At 44.7% G+C, this 21,025-nt stretch carries 16 protein-coding genes; 8 read left to right on the top strand and 8 right to left on the bottom strand.

Features of this window, described 5'->3' with window-relative positions:
* Positions 1 to 69: 69 nt before the first annotated feature.
* The 6 genes from FN815_RS11770 (at position 70) to ilvA (ending at position 9,034) form a co-directional block, all read left to right on the top strand.
* Complete coding sequence (locus FN815_RS11770; RefSeq protein WP_246075261.1) at positions 70 to 1,620, top strand: hypothetical protein; 1,551 nt, start codon at positions 70 to 72, stop codon at positions 1,618 to 1,620.
* A gap of 275 nt (positions 1,621 to 1,895) precedes the next feature.
* The gene (gene ilvD / locus FN815_RS11765) at positions 1,896 to 3,575 is read left to right on the top strand and encodes a dihydroxy-acid dehydratase (protein ID WP_142454838.1); all 1,680 of its coding nucleotides are present in this window, start codon (positions 1,896 to 1,898) and stop codon (positions 3,573 to 3,575) included.
* Positions 3,576 to 3,593: 18 nt separating this feature from the next.
* Positions 3,594 to 5,333: a biosynthetic-type acetolactate synthase large subunit gene (gene ilvB / locus FN815_RS11760; RefSeq protein ID WP_142454837.1), complete on the top strand. Its 1,740-nt coding sequence runs from the start codon at positions 3,594 to 3,596 to the stop codon at positions 5,331 to 5,333.
* A 4-nt stretch (positions 5,334 to 5,337) separates the two neighbouring features.
* Entirely contained in the window at positions 5,338 to 5,883 is a 546-nt protein-coding gene (gene ilvN / locus FN815_RS11755; protein ID WP_142454836.1) for an acetolactate synthase small subunit, read from the top strand.
* Between the two features lie 221 nt (positions 5,884 to 6,104).
* Complete coding sequence (gene ilvC / locus FN815_RS11750; protein WP_142454835.1) at positions 6,105 to 7,175, top strand: ketol-acid reductoisomerase; 1,071 nt, start codon at positions 6,105 to 6,107, stop codon at positions 7,173 to 7,175.
* A 593-nt stretch (positions 7,176 to 7,768) separates the two neighbouring features.
* On the top strand, positions 7,769 to 9,034 hold the full coding sequence (ilvA, locus tag FN815_RS11745) for a threonine ammonia-lyase (protein WP_142454834.1): 1,266 nt from the start codon (positions 7,769 to 7,771) through the stop codon (positions 9,032 to 9,034).
* Between the two features lie 279 nt (positions 9,035 to 9,313).
* On the opposite strand, the gene FN815_RS11740 is transcribed toward ilvA, so the two are convergent.
* Positions 9,314 to 9,853 (bottom strand): fasciclin domain-containing protein, encoded by a 540-nt coding sequence (locus tag FN815_RS11740; RefSeq protein ID WP_142454833.1) that lies wholly within the window; start codon positions 9,851 to 9,853, stop codon positions 9,314 to 9,316.
* Positions 9,854 to 10,534: 681 nt separating this feature from the next.
* On the opposite strand from FN815_RS11740, the gene ettA reads away from it, so the two are divergent.
* Together ettA and FN815_RS11730 are read left to right on the top strand one after the other, a co-directional pair.
* A complete protein-coding gene (gene ettA, locus FN815_RS11735) occupies positions 10,535 to 12,205 on the top strand; it encodes an energy-dependent translational throttle protein EttA (protein WP_185957278.1) in 1,671 nt (556 codons plus the stop codon).
* A 131-nt stretch (positions 12,206 to 12,336) separates the two neighbouring features.
* Complete coding sequence (locus FN815_RS11730; RefSeq protein ID WP_142454832.1) at positions 12,337 to 14,103, top strand: sensor histidine kinase; 1,767 nt, start codon at positions 12,337 to 12,339, stop codon at positions 14,101 to 14,103.
* A 227-nt stretch (positions 14,104 to 14,330) separates the two neighbouring features.
* Here FN815_RS11730 and FN815_RS11725 read toward each other — a convergent pair whose 3' ends face one another.
* The 7 genes from FN815_RS11725 to FN815_RS11695 form a co-directional block, all read right to left on the bottom strand.
* The gene (locus FN815_RS11725) at positions 14,331 to 15,635 is read right to left on the bottom strand and encodes a glycerate kinase type-2 family protein (protein WP_142454831.1); all 1,305 of its coding nucleotides are present in this window, start codon (positions 15,633 to 15,635) and stop codon (positions 14,331 to 14,333) included.
* A gap of 87 nt (positions 15,636 to 15,722) precedes the next feature.
* On the bottom strand, positions 15,723 to 17,021 hold the full coding sequence (locus FN815_RS11720; protein ID WP_142454830.1) for a pyridoxal phosphate-dependent aminotransferase: 1,299 nt from the start codon (positions 17,019 to 17,021) through the stop codon (positions 15,723 to 15,725).
* Between the two features lie 211 nt (positions 17,022 to 17,232).
* A complete protein-coding gene (locus FN815_RS11715; RefSeq protein ID WP_142454829.1) occupies positions 17,233 to 17,907 on the bottom strand; it encodes an FAD-binding oxidoreductase in 675 nt (224 codons plus the stop codon).
* A 265-nt stretch (positions 17,908 to 18,172) separates the two neighbouring features.
* Positions 18,173 to 18,622 carry a nuclear transport factor 2 family protein gene (locus FN815_RS11710; RefSeq protein WP_142454828.1) on the bottom strand — a complete coding sequence of 150 codons (450 nt, stop codon included), beginning with the start codon at positions 18,620 to 18,622 and terminating at the stop codon, positions 18,173 to 18,175.
* Between the two features lie 145 nt (positions 18,623 to 18,767).
* Positions 18,768 to 19,358 (bottom strand): RdgB/HAM1 family non-canonical purine NTP pyrophosphatase, encoded by a 591-nt coding sequence (gene rdgB, locus FN815_RS11705; protein ID WP_142454827.1) that lies wholly within the window; start codon positions 19,356 to 19,358, stop codon positions 18,768 to 18,770.
* Positions 19,359 to 19,390: 32 nt separating this feature from the next.
* Complete coding sequence (locus FN815_RS11700; RefSeq protein WP_142454826.1) at positions 19,391 to 19,657, bottom strand: PQ-loop domain-containing transporter; 267 nt, start codon at positions 19,655 to 19,657, stop codon at positions 19,391 to 19,393.
* A gap of 17 nt (positions 19,658 to 19,674) precedes the next feature.
* Positions 19,675 to 20,670, bottom strand: a complete 996-nt coding sequence (locus FN815_RS11695) for an adenosine kinase (RefSeq protein WP_142454825.1) — start codon at positions 20,668 to 20,670, stop codon at positions 19,675 to 19,677.
* Between the last annotated feature and the right edge of the window lie 355 nt (positions 20,671 to 21,025).

Here is a 21,025-nt window from a genome sequence, read left to right as displayed (position 1 = left end):
ATTCCGGCTATTTCAATAGATAGTTAATTTTCAGTAAGTTAGCACACTCACACTCACTTATTTTATACAATGGCCAACCAACCAAATGACTATCTTTATCAACTGATTAAATCGTTGACAAAGGCAGAAAAGCGTGCTTTCAAGATTTATGCCACCCGCAACAGCAGTCCCGATGCCAAATTTATTAAACTGTTTGATGCTATCGACAAGGTGGATGAATACGATGAGGACCATATCATCAAAAGCCTCAAAGGAGTCAAAAAACGTCAGTTTTCAAACCTCAAAGCACACTTATACAAACAAATACTTACCAGTCTCAGGCTTACCAACATCAACCATAATGTGGATATTTATTTGCGGGAACAGATTGACCACGCCCGTATCCTGTATAATAAAGGCTTATACATCCAAAGCCTGCGCCTGTTAGACAAAGCCAAATCCCTGGCAACTCAAAATCACCGGCATTCGCTGGAGTACGAGATTCTTACTTTTGAACGCATTATTGAATCTCAGTACATCACCCGCAGCCTAAAAAACCGTGCTGATGAGCTGATTGAACAAGCCGAACAAAAAATTGATACACTCAATAATTACAACCGCTTGGCCAATCTCTCGCTTCGCCTATACGGCATATACATAAAAGCAGGTCATGTGCGGGATGAACGTGACTACGAGAACATCAGCCGGTATTTTAAAAAAGAACTGAAGGACATTAGCCGGGAAGGACTTGGTTTTTTCGAACAGCTTTACCTGAATGTCTCTTATGCCTGGTACAGCCTCATTGTACAGGACTTCCTGCTCCAATACCGGTATTCCCAGAAATGGGTAGACTTATTTAACAACAACCCCGATATGCTGGAACTGGAACCCATCTGGTACTTAAAAGGGCAGCATGTTTTACTGGAAGCACTATTCATCTTGGGGCACTACGAAAAGCATGAAAAAGTGAAAAATAAGCTGGAAGCATTTCTCAAAGATCCCCCGACACGGTCTAATGAAAACCTGGAAACCCTGGGCTTTATGTATCTCTATACCTCCAAAATTAACAGTCACTTTATGGCTGGTACTTTTACTGAGGGTACGGAAATGGTACCTGAACTGAATCAAAAGATCGAGAAATATTCCCAGCAGATTGATCCACACCGTATCCTGGTGTTTTATTACAAAATAGCTTGCCTATACTTTGGCGCTGGGAAGAATGAAAAAGCCATCGAGTATCTCAATAAAATCATCAACTACCACGACCAGAAACTGCGGGAGGACCTGCATTGTTTTGCACGCATCCTAAACCTGATTGCCCATTATGAACTTGGAAATCAAAACCTTGTTGAGTATCAAATTCGCTCGGTATATCGCTTCCTTCGCAAGATGAATGATCTGAACCTGGTACAGCAGGAAATCCTTAAATTTCTGCAAGACTTGGGGAAAACAAATGGTTCAACACTCAAGGATCGGTTTATCAAACTGCGTGACCGATTGCTTGAAATAAACGAAATGCCCTATCAAAAAAGGCCATTTTTATATTTGGACATCATATCCTGGCTGGAGGCAAAAATCCATCAAAAACCCGTTCAGGAAGTCATTAAAGGCAAATTCACTCCACGAAATGCCAGCAACTAACGGTTTGGGCATCCCATTAATCAAAATCTTATACAAACAATAAAGTTGATACTGAATGTAAATCAGCTTTTCTTTGTGGTCGAAATAAACGTTTAATTATGCTGTCTGTCATTATTTCTCTGGTCATTATTCAAGTCATTGGTAGTTCATACCAATCAGGGAAAGCTTTGTGACGACATCACGATTATGATTACTGACAAAAAGCCTTCCCTAAACCGGAAGGCTTTTTTTTTGGATTAAGCTTTTTGACAAGAATCTCAGACTCACTCATTTACATGGCGGAATTAAATAAATTCAGTAAACAGGTAACTCAAGACGACTCCCAGCCTGCAGCCCAGGCGATGCTACATGCCATCGGGCTGGACGACGACGACCTGCAGAAACCTCTCATCGGAGTAGCAAGCACGGGATACGAGGGCAACCCCTGTAATATGCACCTCAACGATCTGGCCGTTCACGTGAAAAAAGGAATTGAGAATTCCGATATGAACGGGCTCATCTTTAACACCATCGGTATTAGCGATGGTATTTCGATGGGTACGCCGGGTATGCGCTATTCGCTCCCCTCTCGCGATATCATTGCCGATTCGATGGAAAGCGTGGTTAAAGGCATGGCTTACGACGGCTTTGCGGCAATCGTAGGTTGCGATAAAAACATGCCGGGCGCCCTGATGGCTATGATTCGCGTAAATCGTCCTTCTATATTGGTATATGGCGGTACGATTGCACCGGGACATCACAATGGAAAAAAACTAGACGTGGTATCCGCTTTTGAAGCCTGGGGCGAAAAAGTTAGCGGGAAGATGTTAGAAGAGGAGTTTAAGGATGTGATTCATCATGCGTGTCCCGGACCCGGTGCTTGCGGCGGAATGTACACTGCCAATACCATGTCATCTTCTATTGAAGCCCTGGGATTAGCTCTGCCCTATAATTCATCTAATCCCGCCAACGACAGCTCCAAAGTGTTGGAATGCGAAGAAGTAGGAAAACATCTGCGCTATTTGTTAGAAAATGATATTAAGCCTTCCGATATCCTCACGAAAAAATCTTTTGAAAATGCCATCCGATTGGTGATGGTTTTGGGCGGATCTACCAACGCAGTATTGCACCTGATTGCCATCGCAAAAACGGCGGATATTGATATCGGACTGGATGACTTCCAGCGACTCAGTGACTCCACTCCTTTCCTTGCCGACCTGAAACCCAGCGGGCAGTACGTAATGGAAGACCTGCACAAAGCAGGCGGTGTACCAGCGGTACTCAAGTTTATGTTGAACAATGACATGCTGCATGGAGACTGTCTCACCATCACCGGAAAAACACTGGCCGAGAATTTGGCTGAAGTAGCTCCCCTGGATGAAACACAGGACATTGTTTATCCGCTGGATAAGCCCATCAAGAAAACCGGGCACTTACAGATTTTATATGGCAATATTGCGCCGGAAGGCTCGGTAGCAAAAATCACTGGTAAAGAAGGCGAAGTTTTTGAAGGAACCGCCCGTGTATTTGAAAATGAAGTAGATGCCAATGAAGGCATTAGAAACGGTGAAGTGGAAGCCGGCGATGTCGTTGTTATTCGATACTGCGGGCCCAAGGGCGGCCCCGGAATGCCGGAGATGCTGAAACCTACTTCTGCCATCATGGGCGCCGGTTTAGGCAACGACGTTGCCCTGATCACCGACGGACGCTTTTCAGGAGGTACTCACGGTTTTGTAGTGGGGCATATCACCCCGGAAGCCCAGGTGGGCGGTGCCATTGGCTTGATACAAAACGGAGACACCATCCGCATTGATGCTATAGAACGAGAAATCAACGTGTTGATTTCAGACGAAGAACTTGCCGAACGCAAAGAGAACTGGACCGCCCCTCCCTTGAAGGAAAACCGCGGTACCCTTTATAAATACGCCCGAACCGTTTCATCGGCCTCCAATGGCTGTGTAACAGACGAGTTTTAACATTTAATCTCACTCATTATGGGAACTGTAGAGACCATCGAACAATCAACAAAACAAAAACCAAAGACGACTAAACGCATGACCGGGGCCGAAGCTATTGTCCAGATCCTGCTACAAGAGAATGTCGATATGGCTTTTGGGTATCCCGGCGGCGCTATTATGCCGGTGTATGATGCCCTTTATGACCATCAGGACAGCATTCATCACGTGCTTTCACGGCACGAACAGGGTGCTATTCACATGGCACAGGGTTATGCCCGCGCCAATGGTAAAGTCGGAGTCTGCCTCGCCACATCGGGTCCGGGTGCCACTAACCTGATTACAGGAATCGCCGACGCCCAAATCGATTCCACTCCCCTTGTGTGCATTACGGGGCAGGTGCCTTCTTCTCTATTGGGAAGCGATGCCTTCCAGGAATGCGATGTGCTGGGTATTTCCATGCCCGTAACAAAGTGGAATTTTCAAATCACGAAAGCGGAAGAAATCCCACAGGCATTGGCAAAAGCATTTTACCTAGCACGGTCCGGCCGACCTGGCCCCGTAGTGATTGATATCACCAAAGATGCCCAGTTTGAGGAGTTCGACTTTGCATACGAGCCTTGTACCTCGCTCAGAAGCTATAAACCCAAACCCAAGCTGGATATGTCTAAAGTGGCTGAAGCCGCCGAGTTGATTAACAATGCGGAGCGTCCCTATGTGCTTTTTGGGCAAGGAGTGATTCTTGCAAATGCCGAAAAGGAATTCAAGCAGTTTATTGAAAAAACAGGTATTCCCTCTGCATGGACCATCATGGGGCTTTCGGCCCTGGAAACCGATCACCCCTTAAATGTGGGGATGTTGGGGATGCACGGTAATTATGGACCCAACCTGCTTACTAACGAATGCGATGTATTGATTGCCGTGGGCATGCGGTTTGATGACCGGGTGACCGGAAATCTGGATAAATACGCCAAGCAGGCCAAGGTGATTCATCTGGAAATTGATCCCGCAGAAATTGACAAAAACGTTCCGGCTGATGTACCTGTGTTGGGCGATGCCAAGGAATCCCTCACCGAACTAAACAAGCTCGTAAAGCCCAACAGCCACGAAGAATGGCTGCAACGTTTCCGGGATTGCGATCAGGAAGAATGGGACAAAGTGATTGATGAAGAGCTTCATCCCAAATCGGATGTATTGAGTATGGGTGAAGTTATCCGCCATATCAATGATGTTACCGGTGGTGATCATATCCTGGTTACCGATGTAGGTCAACACCAGATGGTAGCTTGCCGATATACCAAATTCACCCAATCTAAAAGTAATATTACTTCCGGCGGACTCGGCACCATGGGCTTTGGCCTGCCGGCCGGAATTGGAGCAGCCCTTGGCGCCCCTGACCGAACCGTAGTTGCGGTTGTTGGCGATGGCGGATTACAAATGACCATTCAGGAACTGGCCACCATTTATCAAACCAAAGCCAAAGTAAAAGTACTGCTGCTGAATAATGAATTTTTAGGCATGGTACGCCAGTGGCAACAACTCTTTTTCGAAAAACGATATTCATCCACCGAACTCATCAACCCGGACTTCCAGCAGTTAGCCAAAGGATTTTATATCCCCACGGCTAAAGTAACCGAGCGTGAAAACCTCAAAGGAGCCATTGAAGAGTTCATCAACTATGACGGGTCTTATTTCCTTGAAGTAATGGTGGGTAAAGAAAACAATGTATTCCCAATGGTTCCGAGTGGATCGGGAGTCGCAGAAATTAGATTGGAGTGATCTTATGAATACATCAGACAAACAAGAATTTACGATAACCGCCTATACTGAAAATCATGTGGGTCTTTTACACAGGATCACCATCATTTTCACTAAGCGGAAAATAAACATCGAAAGCCTCACTACCTCTGAAAGCGAGACCGAAGGCATCCACCGGTTTACCATCGCGGTAACGGAAACGCTTGATCAGGTTATCAAAGTGGTGAAACAAATCGAGAAGCAGGTGGAGGTACTGAAAGCGGACTACTATACCAAGAAGGAAGTGGTTCAGCAGGAATTGGCTTTGTATAAGATTTCTACCAAATCATTAACCAATGGCCTGGAAATAGAGCGGATTGTACGAGAGCACAACGCCCGTTTCCTAACCATTGAAGAGCATTTTGTAGTGATCGAGAAATCAGGTTTCCGCAGAGAAACCAAGGCTCTTTTCGATGAATTGAAACCGTATGGCATCAACGAATTTGTACGCTCCGGACGCATTGCCGTATCACGGCAGCGAGACGGTATCGGTAAGGATGTTGAAAAGCTCTTAGCCGAAGCTGAAGCCTGATTATCATGCTTTTGAAAAACTTAGATTGGTGAACTCTCCCACTATTATCCTTAATGAGTTTCCCCCGGCAGGCTTGTCGGGGGATTAAGGGGTGGGTAAATGTCACCATCGTTTAAATTATCAACAAAACACCTATTTCACATTACTACTCGCACCAAACGCTTTGCGTCGGAGCGATCAACGAATATTAAATCACTCATAAAACAAACAACTAACATATCATGGCAACACTAAATTTTGGCGGAGTCGAAGAAGAAGTAGTAACGCGGGAAGAATTTCCGCTCGACAAAGCACGAGAAACCCTAAAAGATGAAACCATTGCGGTATTGGGCTATGGAGTTCAGGGACCGGGACAAGCACTGAACCTGAAAGACAATGGCTTTAATGTAATTGTAGGGCAGCGCAAAAACTCCAGCACATGGGACAAAGCCGTGGAAGACGGCTGGGTACCCGGCGAAAATCTTTTTGAAATTGAGGAAGCCGCTCAGAAAGGAACCATCGTGCAGTACCTGCTCTCCGACGCAGGCCAAATTGCTGTTTGGGATACCGTAAAAGGTGCACTCAATCCCGGCGATGCCCTTTATTTCTCTCACGGTTTTGGCATTACCTATAAAGACCGCACGGGTATCATCCCTCCTGACGATGTGGATGTAATCCTGGTTGCTCCTAAAGGTTCCGGTACATCTTTGCGCAGAATGTTTCTGGAAGGACGCGGACTGAACTCCAGTTACGCTATTTTCCAGGATGCTACCGGCCGAGCCAAAGAACGCGTTACCGCACTTGGTATTGGCGTAGGCTCAGGTTACCTGTTTGAAACTACATTTAAAGACGAAGTGTACAGTGATTTAACGGGTGAACGCGGAACCCTGATGGGCGCCATTCAAGGTATTTTTGCGGCGCAGTATGATGTACTCCGTGCCAATGGCCACTCTCCTTCTGAAGCTTTCAACGAAACGGTGGAAGAACTCACGCAATCGCTGATGCCGCTGGTAGCTGAAAACGGCATGGACTGGATGTACGCAAACTGCTCCACTACCGCCCAGCGCGGTGCTCTTGACTGGTGGAAGAAGTTCCGTGATGCCACCAAGCCCGTGTTTGAAAACCTTTATGAAGAAGTGGCTGCAGGTCGCGAGGCCCAGCGTTCTATCGACTCCAACTCGAAGGAAGATTATCGCGAGAAGCTGGAAGAAGAACTGGCTGAACTCCGCGAATCCGAAATGTGGAAAGCCGGGTCTACCGTGCGACAACTACGCCCGGAAAATACCCCCGTCGAAGAAGAAGCAGCTGAATAACCATGTAGGGCGGACAGATTTGTCCGCCTTTTTTTTGGTTTAGCCAACTTTGACTGGCTAAGTATTACTGATCCTTGTTCTTTGTTCCAAGCGGGACGCTTGAAACAGGCCTGCATGGATTTTATAAACAATAATTAGTCATTATCCACCTCTCAGTTTTTACATTTAGTTTCCTCGCTTGGCGGGGATAAAGGGGTGGGTAAATGGTGCAAAGGCCTCTATTTAAACTATTGGAACCAGAGGTTCCGGCAGGCATTCCGCAGCAGAGCAGCGGAACAAGAAATAATACTTTTACTGAAGCAGGAGCTTGAGAGCAAGTCAAAAAATTGGAACTGGCAAAAAATAAAATCCTCCCTTGAGGGAGGTGCCATCATTTTGGCTCGCCAAAATGTGCGGAGGGTGTAAGTGGCCAAGGAGTACATTACCTAAAACAAGCAATTACTCCCTGGCCCCAACACCTCTCCCGGCTAAAGCCGTACTCTCCTCAAGGAGAGACTATTCACGGCCTTGGTTAACACTAAAGCAGTATGTAACGCTTGTTTTTTAAACTCAAGCCATTCATCAATAAAAAATAATAAATCATCAATCAAAAAATGCCCGAGGCAACAACATCTAACACCGTATCGGTTCAAAACATACAGGAAGCAGCCCATGTGCTTAAAGATGTAGCCGTACGTACGCCCCTGATGTACAACCACCAGCTTTCCGAACAGACCGGAGCCAACATCTGGCTGAAAAGAGAAGATTTACAGGTAGTTCGCTCCTACAAAATTCGTGGAGCCTATCATAAAATTGAAAGTCTTTCGGATGAGGAATTACAGCATGGTATTGTATGCGCCAGTGCGGGAAATCACGCCCAGGGAGTTGCTTTTGCCTGTGCCAAAAAGCAAATCAAAGGCACCATTTTTATGCCGGTACCCACGCCTGAGCAAAAAGTTAAACAGGTGAAAATGTTCGGGAAAGAGTTTGTGGATGTAAAGCTCATCGGCGACACTTTTGACGATTCCTTTGAGGAAGCCATGAAGTTCTGTAAAGAACAAGAGGCCGCTTTCATCCCCCCTTTTGATGATCCCAAAATTATTGAAGGTCAGGGTACCGTAGGCAAGGAGATTTTGGAAGATACCGAAGAACCCATCGACTATATCATTGTACCCGTTGGCGGCGGCGGACTTTCCTCAGGTATCGGTTCGTATTTTAGTGTGCTCTCCCCTAATACCAAAATTATCGGGGTGGAACCTGCCGGAGCACCAGCTATGCAGAAATCTCTGGAAGCCGGCAAAATCGTATCCCTTGAAAAAATCGACAAATTTGTAGATGGAGCTTCTGTAAAACGCGTGGGCGACCATACCTTTAAGATTTGCCAGGAAGTATTGGAGAAAGTCGTAACCGTGCCCGAAGGCAAAGTCTGCAGTACCATCTTACAGCTTTATAACGAGCAAGCCATTGTAGCCGAACCTGCCGGAGCTCTTTCTGTAGCGGCTTTGGACTTTCTAAAGGATGAGCTGGCAGTCAAAAACGTAGTGTGCGTGGTAAGTGGCAGCAATAACGATATCACCCGAACGGCGGAAATTAAAGAGCGGTCCATGTTGTACGAAGGACTGAAACACTATTTCATTGTGGATTTCCCACAGCGTGCCGGAGCTTTGCGCGAGTTTTTAAACAAGGTATTAGGCCCTGATGATGACATTGCCCATTTCGAATATTCCAAGAAAACCAGTCGCGAACAAGGACCGGCCCTCATCGGTATTGAAATCAAGGATAAGGATGATTTTGAGCCATTATTGGAGCGTATGGAAAGGGCGAAAATTAATTATGAGTATGTGAATAACCAGCCGCACTTGTTTAGGTTTTTGATTTAGAGAGCCTATTTCTGCTTATTCATTTTGAACCATGATTTAAAGGATTAGTGGATTACCAGGATTTTTAATCTTGTTCGTCCAGTGAAATTCCTGAAAATCCAGATTCGTATTGACGGAGCTTTAACATGCTTTTCTTTACTGAAGCTTCACATTGACGCCTCCAAGCAGGAGCTTGGGAGCGAGTCAAAAAGTGCAGGGTTTTTAACCCTCGGCTGGGACCAATAAAAAAAGCCGAAGTCACAATGACTCCGGCTTGGATGGTCCTGTCTGGATCTATGACTACCAGCTCTTGTCTTTCTTTTCTTCGTCAGAAGAAGCTAATGCTTTTTCAATGCTTGGGGGCAAAATCACTTTGTCAATCACATGTACCACTCCATTTGAAGCATTGACATCAGCCATAGCTACTTTGGCACCGTCAACCCATGCCATTCCATCTTTCAGCTTGATGGTAGCTTTACTTCCTTGTACGGTTTCAGCCATCATTCCATCTTTTAAATCACCAGACATTACTTTGGCAGGCACTACGTGATAGGTAAGCACTGCAGTCAGTTTGTCTTTGTTTTCAGGCTTCAGCAACATTTCCAGCGTTCCTTCCGGAAGAGCTGCGAAAGCTTCATTGGTAGGAGCAAACACGGTGAACGGACCGTCGCTCTGTAGCGTCTCAACCAACCCGGCTTCCTGTACGGCAGTAACCAAGGTTGAAAGTTCTTCAGTTTCTACAGCGAGTTCTACGATATCGCTGTCTTGCGCTTGTAAATTGGTCGATAGAAGAAATGCCATTAAGGCAAAAACTCCGGTAATTTTTTTAAGTGTTCTCATGATGAATAGGGTTTGTTTATGATTAAATAGTCACCCAATACAAACACAAAACCATAACTTTCATTCCATTTTGAAAATAAAAATATGTGATTTACATCCTTTTAAAGGGTTTAAAAGTAGGATTTGGCGTTTCCAAGCGAGTATCTTGTTGCATCGCAGTTGGTTAAAGCACTCTCTTTTTTTGAACCGGGATTTTGCAGGATTGTATAGATTTTGAGGATTATGTGCTCCAATCCTAAGTCATAAATGTGATTTTGATTCGTGAGACTAATTCAGGCCAGGAAATTGTCCCTCTTTGGAGAGGGCATGCGAAATGAGCGTGCTCATGAAGCGAGGGAGAGGGAAGCCAAGGGCACGAACAGCGCCTTAAACCACGAAATAGCCACACTACCCTCTCTGGTTTTTAGCAGCGCGGTGGCTGCTTGCAAACCGGTCTCTCCAAAGAGACACAAGATATGGGGCGGTGGAAAACTAAGCTGTGACTAAGCTTAACGTTTCTTCAAAAGAACAGGAGAACGCTATTTGTTCCAAAACAAAAAAATACTACCCTCTTATACGATATAATCCCTTCCCCGGTAAAACCCTGCTCCAACATTAAATTCGATATTCACATCACGTAAAATTACCGGCAATTTCGTACCTTTGCCCACTTAACTTTTTGTCTAATCAAATTACAGTGCATTGAGCGATACAAAGATTATTTTTTCGATGGTTGGGGTTTCAAAAGTTTATAAACCTAACCGAACGGTTCTTAAAGACATTTATCTCTCCTTTTATTATGGAGCCAAGATTGGCGTACTGGGCCTGAACGGTGCCGGTAAATCTACCTTACTCCGAATTATTGCGGGCGAAGATCAGGAATACCAGGGCGACATTAGCGTACAAAAAGGCATCACCTTTGGTTACCTGCCTCAAGAGCCCAAACTGGATCCTTCCAAAACGGTAAAAGAGATTGTGCAGGAAGGCGTACAGGAAACCATCGACCTGCTGAATGAATACGAAGCGGTGAATGCGGCTTTTTCCGATCCCGATGCCGATTTTGAGAAACTCATCGAAAAACAGTCGAAGCTTCAGGAAAAAATAGACCAGACGGAAGCATGGGATATCGACAGCAAGCTGGAGCAGGCTATGGATGCCCTCCGCTGTCCTCCCGGTGACACTTCGGTAGAAGTATTATCTGGTGGTGAAGCCCGCCGTGTAGCCTTGTGTCGTCTATTATTGAAAGAGCCCGATGTACTGCTCCTCGATGAGCCTACCAACCACCTGGATGCCGAATCCGTGGGCTGGCTGGAACAACACCTTGCCCGTTACGAAGGTACCGTTATCGCTGTAACCCATGACCGCTACTTCCTTGATAATGTAGCCGGCTGGATCCTGGAACTTGACCGTGGTGAAGGTATTCCTTTTGAAGGCAACTACAGTGCCTGGTTAGATCAAAAATCAAAACGACTTGCACAGGAAGAGAAAGAAGAATCCAAACGACAAAAAACGCTGAAGCAAGAGCTGGAGTGGATTCAACAAAATCCCAAAGGACGAAGAGCCAAGAGCAAAGCACGTATCAACAAATACGAAGAGCTGCTTTCTGAAGAGAATGAAAAGCGCCGGGAAGATATGGAAATCTTCATCCCAGCAGGTCCTCGCCTCGGTGATAAAGTTATTGTAGCCGAAGATGTTAAAAAAGGATTCGGAGATCGCTTGCTGGTTGAAGATATGAACTTCCGCCTCCCTCCCGGCGGTATTGTTGGCATTATTGGTCCTAACGGTGCCGGTAAAACCACCTTATTTAAAATGATTACCGGAGAGGAAGAACCGGATAGCGGAAAACTGATTACCGGTGATACCGTGGACCTCGGTTATGTAGATCAAAAACGGCCACTTGATCCTTCCAAAACCATTTGGGAAGAGATTTCTGGCGGACATGAAACCATCAAACTCGGGAACCGGGAAGTAAATTCACGTGCGTATGTAGCTCGTTTTAACTTCAGCGGCAGCGATCAGCAGAAAAAAGTAACGGAGCTTTCCGGTGGAGAACGTAACCGTGTTCACCTGGCCAAGATGCTGAAAGAAGGCTCTAACGTACTGCTTTTGGATGAGCCTACCAATGACCTGGATGTAAACACACTACGCGCACTTGAAGAAGCGTTGTTAAACTTTGCCGGATGTGCCGTGGTAATTTCGCACGACAGGTGGTTTCTTGACCGTGTTGCTACTCACATTCTGGCCTTTGAAGGCAACAGCCAGGTGTATTGGTTTGAGGGTAACTTTGAAGAATACGAAGAGAACAAGAAGCAACGTCTTGGAATAACGGATGATCAACCACATCGTATCAAATACAAAAAGCTAACCCGCTAAATCAGTTTAGAGACAGAGAAACGATAGGTGAGGGATCCGAGTTCTTCGCCTATAAACCATTGAGAGTCTAAAAAAGAGAGTAAGACAATATTAGGAGTATGTAATATAATCTCCAATTTGAGGCAAAAATTATGGATGGAAAAGCCGGTAAATATCGACTGGATATTGATCGAAAGATTTATGCACTTATTTTTTTCGGGATAATTTGTGCCATTTCTTTGATCGTGCTGGTTAATGTATCCATCAACACTACCTCTGGGATACGTGCTATCATTACTGCAGAAAGCTATTGGGCCAAGGCACAAAAAGAAGCTGTTCTTCATCTTAATAATTATATTTTTTCGCAGGAAGAGGAACATTATGAGTACTATAAAGAACTTCTTCTTATTAATCTTGGAGATCAACAAGCCCGTAAGGAACTCATCAGGGAAGATTTCGATCCACAAAAAACCTACAATGGTTTATTGCAAGGCAAGAATCATCCAGATGATATTCCCCATATGATTTCCTTATTTCGCCGTTTCAGATGGACTACTTCTGTTCAACAAGCGCTTGATCTCTGGGAAAGAGGAGACGAAAAAGTATCTGAGTTGAATCAGATTGCCGATTCCATTCATACCACACTTCAGGCAGGCCCGGTTTCCGAAAACCAAAAGCAATTATGGGCACACCAACTCTTACAGCTTGATGCCGATATCAGTCAAATAAAAGAGTCTTTTTCGATTGCCATGGGGGATATGGCCCGAAGTGTAAACCGTTTTTTAAGATGGAGTACCATCATATTTGGACTTACCCTGATTAGTATTGGTGGTTGGCTTACACGCCGGTTTATAAAAAGCACCTCAGCCTGGGCAGAATCACTTCGCAAAAGTGAGGAGCGCTTTAAAGACATGCTCAATAATTCCCGCGACGTTCTTTACAAAATGAATCTCAAAACCAGGAAATATGAATACGTAAGCCCGGCCCTTAAAACCATGCTGGGCTATGAACCTGAGAAGCTTGAGAAAGAAGGTGTTGAGTTTATCTTCAACAATATGCATCCTGACGACCGCGAAGAGATGGAAAAAGTGGTTGAACGGTATGAACAACCAGATAGCGAAAACTTTATGCCGGCTGTTGAATTTCGGCTTAAGGATCGCTCGGGCAATTGGGTATGGGTCAGCAATGCGCGGTTGCTCGTTTACGGCCCAGACGGTAATCCCGAAGCGATAGTTGGCAGTGTACGGGATATATCAACCCGAAAAAAGCAGGAAGAACAAATCACAAAATCTCTGGAAGAAAAAGAGATACTCCTGAAAGAAATCCATCACCGCATAAAAAATAACCTTTCCATTATTTCAAGCATGCTGGAACTTCAGAAAGAAGGTATGTCTAAAGAGGTGCAGGATATGCTTGAAGCCAGCCAGTCCAGAATAAAATCCATCGCAAAGGTGCATGAAAAGCTCTATAAATCCACCACACTATCTGAGATTAGCATGGACGTATATATCTCAGAACTTACCGAGGAAATAACCCAAACCTACGCCTCCGATCAGCGGAATATTGAGGTAACCATTGATGTTGCTCCTTTTTCAATGAAGACTCGACAGGCTATCCCATTTGGACTTGTACTGAATGAGCTTATCAACAATGCTTACAAGCACGGTTTTAAAGATGTTGAAAAAGGAAAAATCAATATCTCCTTCAAGCAACAGGGAGAAAAAATGGAATTGAGAGTCGAAAATACGGGCAATGTGGCACCGGCTGAATTAAATTTAGAGGAAAGTGACTCACTCGGTATGACCTTGATTCATGTACTGGCTGAGCGCTTTAATGGGGACGTATCTGTTGTAACCGATGACTGGACCCGCTTCATCATTACTTTTGATGCAGATCAAATAAGCCAGAGTTCTAATTAGCGTGAGTTTAATATAAGAATAGGTGAAACAGGATAAATTGGATTTTTAAGGTCATCCCTGCGAAGGCAGAGATCTAATTGTTGCATTGAATTTAACTATTGATACCTGGCAAGCAATAAGATTCCGGGCCTCCGACGCGGAATGACCTCTAAACTTAATCTGACATCTATTTTTATATCTACTGCCGGTAATTAAGAGCATGTAACGACAGCTATAATGCCAACCTTTTAACCCACCAACACCACTTGTAAATCCATCAGGTTATTTCCTGTAGGACCTTTTTTAATGATAGTACCTGCCTTTTCATGAAAATGATAGGAATCGTTATCCTGAAGATATTTTTCTGGATCAAGCTTTTGCTTACGGGCAGCCAGTGTGGTTTGTGAGTCTACAATAGCCCCTGCTGCATCGGTCGGCCCGTCTACCCCATCAGTAGCCAGGCTAAGCACAGATACCGGGTGCTGACCCTCCAATGAAATAGCAGCATTTAGCGCCAACTCCAGGTTACGTCCCCCTTTCCCTGATCCTTGAACCTGAACGGTACTTTCCCCATAATAAATGAAAGCAGCCGGTTGTTCTTTTTTGGATTTATCTCTGAGTACAGAAATGGCATCCCCGCACATCTTCTTGGACACCTTACGAAGGGAATCATCATAGGCTTCGGGCTCAACCTGTACATGCCAGCCTTTGTCGCTTAAATAGGTCCCAATTTGTTGGGCATTTTCTTTGGGAGCAGAGATCACTTCTACTTTGTGATTTGGCCAGTCTACTTCACCCGGTTTGGGATTTTCGGGGATGTTGCCGTGCATCCCCTTACTGATATGAATACGTACGCTGTGCGGCATCTTTTCCCATAGTTGGTGATGCTTCAATTTCTGAAATGCTTCCTTAAAAGTCGTTGGGTCTGCCACGGTCGGTCCGCTGCCAATAATGTGAGGACCGTCGCCCGGAACATCGGAAAGTAAAAAGGAATGCAGGTTATGACTTGCAAGCAATTGACCTAATTTTCCACCGCCGGTTTTGGTGATATGACGGCGAACGGTGTTAATATCGTGAATAGAAGCCCCGGAGCGCAGTAAAACCCGGTAGGCTTCTCCTAAGTCTTCAGGCTCAATATTTCCGGCTGGTATGCTAAAAAGTGCAGAGGCCCCGCCAGACAAACAAAATATCACCTGATCTTCTTCAGGGATATGTGATGCCAGTTGCATCAATTCGTAAGAAGACGAAATAGAATCTTCGTCCGGATACGGATGCGTCCCTTTAAACACTTGTATGCGTGACAATCCCTTTTCAGCTTCGGGAGCAATCACCATCCCATCTACTATCTGTTCACCGTAAAAATCTTCTACCTGACGGGCCATATCTACCGAAGCTTTACCGGCACCCAGCAGCCAAACCTTTTTATCCTCAGGAACTTCAGGCAACATAGCTGCAAGGTTCACACTAAAAAAATCGCCCGCATAAAACCGGTCAACGATCTCATGCAAAATTTGCTGTTGCTCGTCTATTCTCTTTTTTGCGGATTCTTTCATGGTATGATATCAACCTCCGAACTTTTTGAAAAGCGCGGTTTATAAATCAGTATTACAAAGTTTCTGTGGGTAAATCAGCAGCGTTTATCAGGAATCGAGATACTCGCGCACGGAATCTCTGATCTGCCGGAAGGTTCTCTTTAACATCTCTTCGTCTTCTTCCAGCAAGGTAACGCGGAAGCCAAGCAAATCCGAACAAAAGGAGGAAATGGGCACCACACAAATACCGGTAGCTCCCAACAGGTAATAAACAAAGCGAAAATCCAGCGGGACATCTTTTACCCATTCTTCCACTTTTGCCTTGGCAGCGGGATTATCAATCTGTAATTCCTGATCGGGCTTTAACACGCCCTCTTTAAACACAATGGTATTATAAAAAGCGCCGTAGGTTTTGTTGATAATCAGTTCGGGTACTTCTGATAAAGTATCAGCAATAAAGCTGCTTCGCCACCCAATGTGTTCGTTCAGGTTTTGGCGGTATTCATCAAAACGGGCATCTCCCAAAATTTCAGGGATTGCCATTTGAGGCAATGTAGTGGAGCAAACCTCAATCATCTTGGCATCATCCAGGGCATTGCAAAGCTCATCAAAGTCTTTGCTCTTGTCACGGTTGTAGCATTCAATCCAGCCACACCGTGCTCCCGGCCAGGGCAATTCTTTAGAGATCCCTTTCATGGCAATGCCTGGCACATCATCAATAATCTCGGATAGCGCATAAGCACGGGCACCATTATAGGTTATCTGGTGATAGATCTCATCCGATATCAGGATCAACCCAAACTCTTTGGCCAGTTCCACAATTTGGTCCAAAATTTCTTTCGGATACACCATACCGGTTGGGTTATCCGGGTTGATGAGCAGTATCCCTACCACATTGGGATTGTACTGCACTTTCTTGCGCATATCCTCCATATCCGGGTACCAGTGATTGTCCGGGTCCAGTTTGTAGGTAAGAGGCTGATGATTGGCATGAGCCGCTTCGGCCGAAGAATGGGTTGAATAAGCCGGTGAGGGACCTATAATTCTGGATGTAGTATCCAGATAATGATACAGTGTGGATATGGCATCACCCAAACCATTGAAAAAGAGAATATCATCCGAAGTGATCTGAGCGCCACCCTTGGCATTGGTTCTTGCTGCTAAAAATTCCCGGGTTTTAGGATCACCCTTAGAGTCGCAATAGCCATAACTGAGATCATCGGCTGCCAGGCGCTGTACAATTTCTTTTACCCATGCCGGCACTTTCGCGTGCTTTTGAATGGGGTCGCCAATATTTTCCCACGTGATGTCCACGCCTTCTTTCTGGAGAATATTGGCTTTCTTTACGATTTCACGTATCTCGTAACTAAGTTCTTTAGCGCCTTCGCTTAGCAGCTTTTGTCTCATTGCCGGGGTAAATCTGTAGATGTTTAGATTGACCTGTTAAAATAATACAAATCTATCCAACCATACAGTGCTTTTCCGAGCGCTAACAGTATTTATTTTGGAGGGATATAAATTGGTTGATGGTAAATGGTTATTGGTTGTACCCACTGATAAAGTGAGTAATGAGTAGTACAAATAACCAATAACCCATTAACTAATACCTACACCCGTTTTACTCCTCAAATACCAGTGCATCCGGTTCAGCCCCAAGCTCTTTCAAGTAGTCCATAATGGCTTCGTTGAAAGGCTGCGGTCCGCATACGTAAAAAGGTTGGTCAAAATCGTCAATCTGAGATTCCAGAAAATCCTTATCAATGAAGCCATCCAAAAAGATATGATCACCTGACGGCTCTTCATCGGTGATCACGGGTATGAACTGATCTCCGAGCATTTCCTCAAACTCTTCTTTGAGGATGATGTCCTTTTCGGTCTTGTTAGAAAAGATAAGCTTGTTATTGCCAATTTTGCCCTTTTCGTACAGATCCCTGAAAATGGCGATAAATGGTGTTACTCCTGCTCCACCAGCTATAAATATGCCTTCCCCATCATACTGAATGGTTCCCCAGGCATCGTCAATAATCAGGGAATCACCTTCTTCCAGTTTTCCCAGCTGCTCAGTCACTCCATCATGATCAGGATAAATTTTAATTACAAACTGCAGGAAATCATCATCTGTTAGAGAAGTAAATGTAAATGGACGTTTCTCATCTCTCCACCCGTCTTTATCAATAGCAACCTCTGTGGCTTGGCCGGGCTCGAACTCAAAGCCATCGGGTTTTTCAAAGGTGAATTTTCGTACATCATGTGTTACTTCTTCAATGTCAGTTATTTCGAGTGTATAAGCCATAATCTGTTTTCTTTTAGTTTCTGTTTTAAATACAACTACAGCACCGATATCATTCCGGTAAATTTGGTGCTGATTAAGGGCTTTTGCTGTACCATCATCCTCTTTTAACCGGATTTAGTCTTTATTGTTCGGCAAATCCTGGAAGGATTACAAATTTTTGAATGCTTTCTTGGCCCTTGCGAAAAACCCACCCTGACTTTAGCCCGAATTCAGGGCTGCAGAGGGCGATTTCTTATCCAATAATCACTACATACTTCCGCCAACATCACTTCAAACTTTTCATTGCTTGTTTCTGAACTTTGCTTCTCAGAAAAGAGCTCCACCCCAACAAGTACCCTGTTAGCCCGAGTGCCTGCCTGCTCCACTTCCAAAAGTCAAAACTGTCGATGTGTTCTATGATCAATCCATCCTTATATCGAAATTCAGCATTAATGCTATTGGTTACCATTCGGTTTGTTTTCGAAAACAGGTAGGTAGCTTCCCAATGGGCTAATCCAGTAGATTCATTGGCTTTTACCTGATCAAAATTAAGTTCGAATTTCTTTGCCCGTTTACAAAGTCCGTTCCACATTTTAGCGATTTCTTCTTTGGAATGAAGTTCAAATACCGGGTCTTTAAAGCTGGCATCGGGATGATAACAGTTCACCATGGTATCGGCATCCAGCTGCTGAAAAGCCGTATAAAATGTATAGATGAGTTCTTCATGTTTATTCATATCCCAATAAACAGAATTGCCTGCTAAAATTCTGAGAATTGTCGAAGGTGTTTTCAATGACCAGTGACCAAATGTATGCTTTACCGAAGGACAAGGGAGAGGGATTGGGTCCTATTTGAACGGGGCAAGATTTGAACCCCACCTACTACTTATCAGATTTCAAAAACTCCACAAACTTTTGAATAGCTCTTCCCCTGTGAGATATTTCATTCTTTATGGCTGATGATAGTTCAGCAAAGGTTTCCTGATAACCCTCCGGCTTAAAAACCGGGTCGTAGCCAAAGCCTTTATCTCCGCGTTCTTCTTTGAGTATTTCTCCTTTGCATACTCCTTCAAAAGTAAATTCGTGTTCTCCTTTTACAAGAGCGGCTACCGTTCGGAATTGAGCGGCCCGGTTGGCTACGCCTCCCAGCTCTTTAAGCAATTTATCCACGTTATCCTGGTAACTGGCACCTTCTCCCGCATAACGTGCAGAATACACTCCGGGGGCACCATCCAAAGCTTCTACTTCCAGTCCGGTATCATCGGATAACGCCGGCAAGCCGGTTGCTTCAGCCACATAACGTGCTTTCTTCAGGGCATTGCCTTCAAGCGTTTCCTTGTCCTCCACCACTTCTTCCAGCTCTGGAAAATCCTGGGTAGAAAGCACTTCAATACCCATTGGGTTCAGCAATTGCTGAAGTTCTTCAATCTTGTGCGGGTTTTGGGAGGCAATAACCAGTTTTTCAAGCTTCATAAACTACGATAATTGACAGGGTTTGAAATTAATCAGGCAGGACGTACGGTACGGGGAAAGAACTTGTAATACATATTGATACCACTTCCAATTGCTAGCAAGGCATTCAATGCTGTAAACACAGTATCATCAATCAGCACAGAATACACCGTCAACATCAGGCTGGATGAAAAGTACATGATGATGAACGCAATGTTCATGGACGTACTTCCCTGCTTTATCGTTTCCCAGGTTTGGGGAATCCAGGCCGCAACCAGTATACCAAAGCCCAGCCATCCCAATAATTCTATTCCACTCATAAATCTATTAAATCTCTTTATTTAAGTTCGTGCAGTAACTCTTGTACTTCGTGCCATTTCAATCTTGGACCGTATTGAGATACGATTTTGGAACCCGCAAGACTGGCTAATTTACCAGAGTTGGCGATCCCCAGATTGTTAGTTATGCCATATAAAAAGGCCCCGGCAAACATATCTCCCGCCCCATTTGTATCCACCGCTTTCACTTTGTAGGGCTCGATGTCGATAAAGGTATCTCCGTCATAAATCATGGCCCCGTTTTTTCCCTGGGTGATCACAAACCTACGGGCGTCTTGTTTCAGGGCTTCCCGGGCTTCCAAGAGGTCTTCTTTTTGCGTGAAGGTTTTCGCTTCTTCCTCGTTGCAAAACAACAGGTCAACCGAAGCGCCAATCACTTCCCGGAACTGAGCCCCAAAGGCTTCCGCTATCGAAGGATCCGACAAAGTAATAGCCGTCTTCACATCGTTGTCTTCTGCAATTTTTTTGGCAAGCTTCATCGCCTCTAAACCACCTTCTGAGGCTGCCAGGTATCCCTCAAGATACACGTACTCAGAATCTTTGATGGCTTGTTCATCTACTTCATTGGTTGAAAGTCCAGCGGAAATTCCGAGATAAGTATTCATGGTACGATCGGCATCATCCGTAATCATTACCAGACATTTGCCGGTTACCCCGTCTTCCCGATCCTGCCGGTCAAAGTTGGTGGGGATACCGGCATCTTCCATATCCTTAAGGTAAAAATCACCAAACTCATCGTCTGCTACTTTGCAGGAGTAAAAAGCTTTCCCACCAAACTGACTTACGGCAATCACAGTATTGGCTGCAGATCCGCCTGATTTCTTTTCCGTGTTATTGTGATCAATGGCTGAAATGAGTCGGTGCTGCGTATCTTCGTCCACCAGCGTCATCAATCCTTTTTTAACTTCATGCTCCTCTAAAAAGTCGGGAGTTACACTGAATTCCAGGTCTACCAGAGCATTTCCAATGCCGTATACGTTGTATTTTTTACTCATATGATATGTTCACTAAAAATCGATTACAGCAGAAAGCTTATAATGAGACTGGCTCTGCTGAAATGATGAATATTTTTTTGCGGCTTGAAAAGTACGGACAGATGCGGAGCTTTAAAAATGCTTTGGCGCGTGGCTGAAAAGAGTTGGGAGGTTTTTATTTTAAGGCGCTGCCAGAAAAAGTTATAGACCGTGGACATATTCTTTCAAGATTCATTCGTCAGGTACTGTGTTAAAAATCAAGAGAAACTTCTATTTTATGTCTTCAAAGAACATCATGATGCCTTTGCATGTGATGTATCTACAGTAGCCTTGCCTTTGGCAGGGCTACTTTTTTTATGGGTGGCTTGGTGGGCTT

The organism is Gracilimonas mengyeensis (genome assembly GCF_900182705.1).
GTDB lineage: Bacteria > Bacteroidota > Rhodothermia > Balneolales > Balneolaceae > Gracilimonas > Gracilimonas mengyeensis.
The sequence above is the reverse complement of the archived record's forward strand: the minus strand, read 5'-3'. Positions and strand labels throughout refer to the sequence as shown.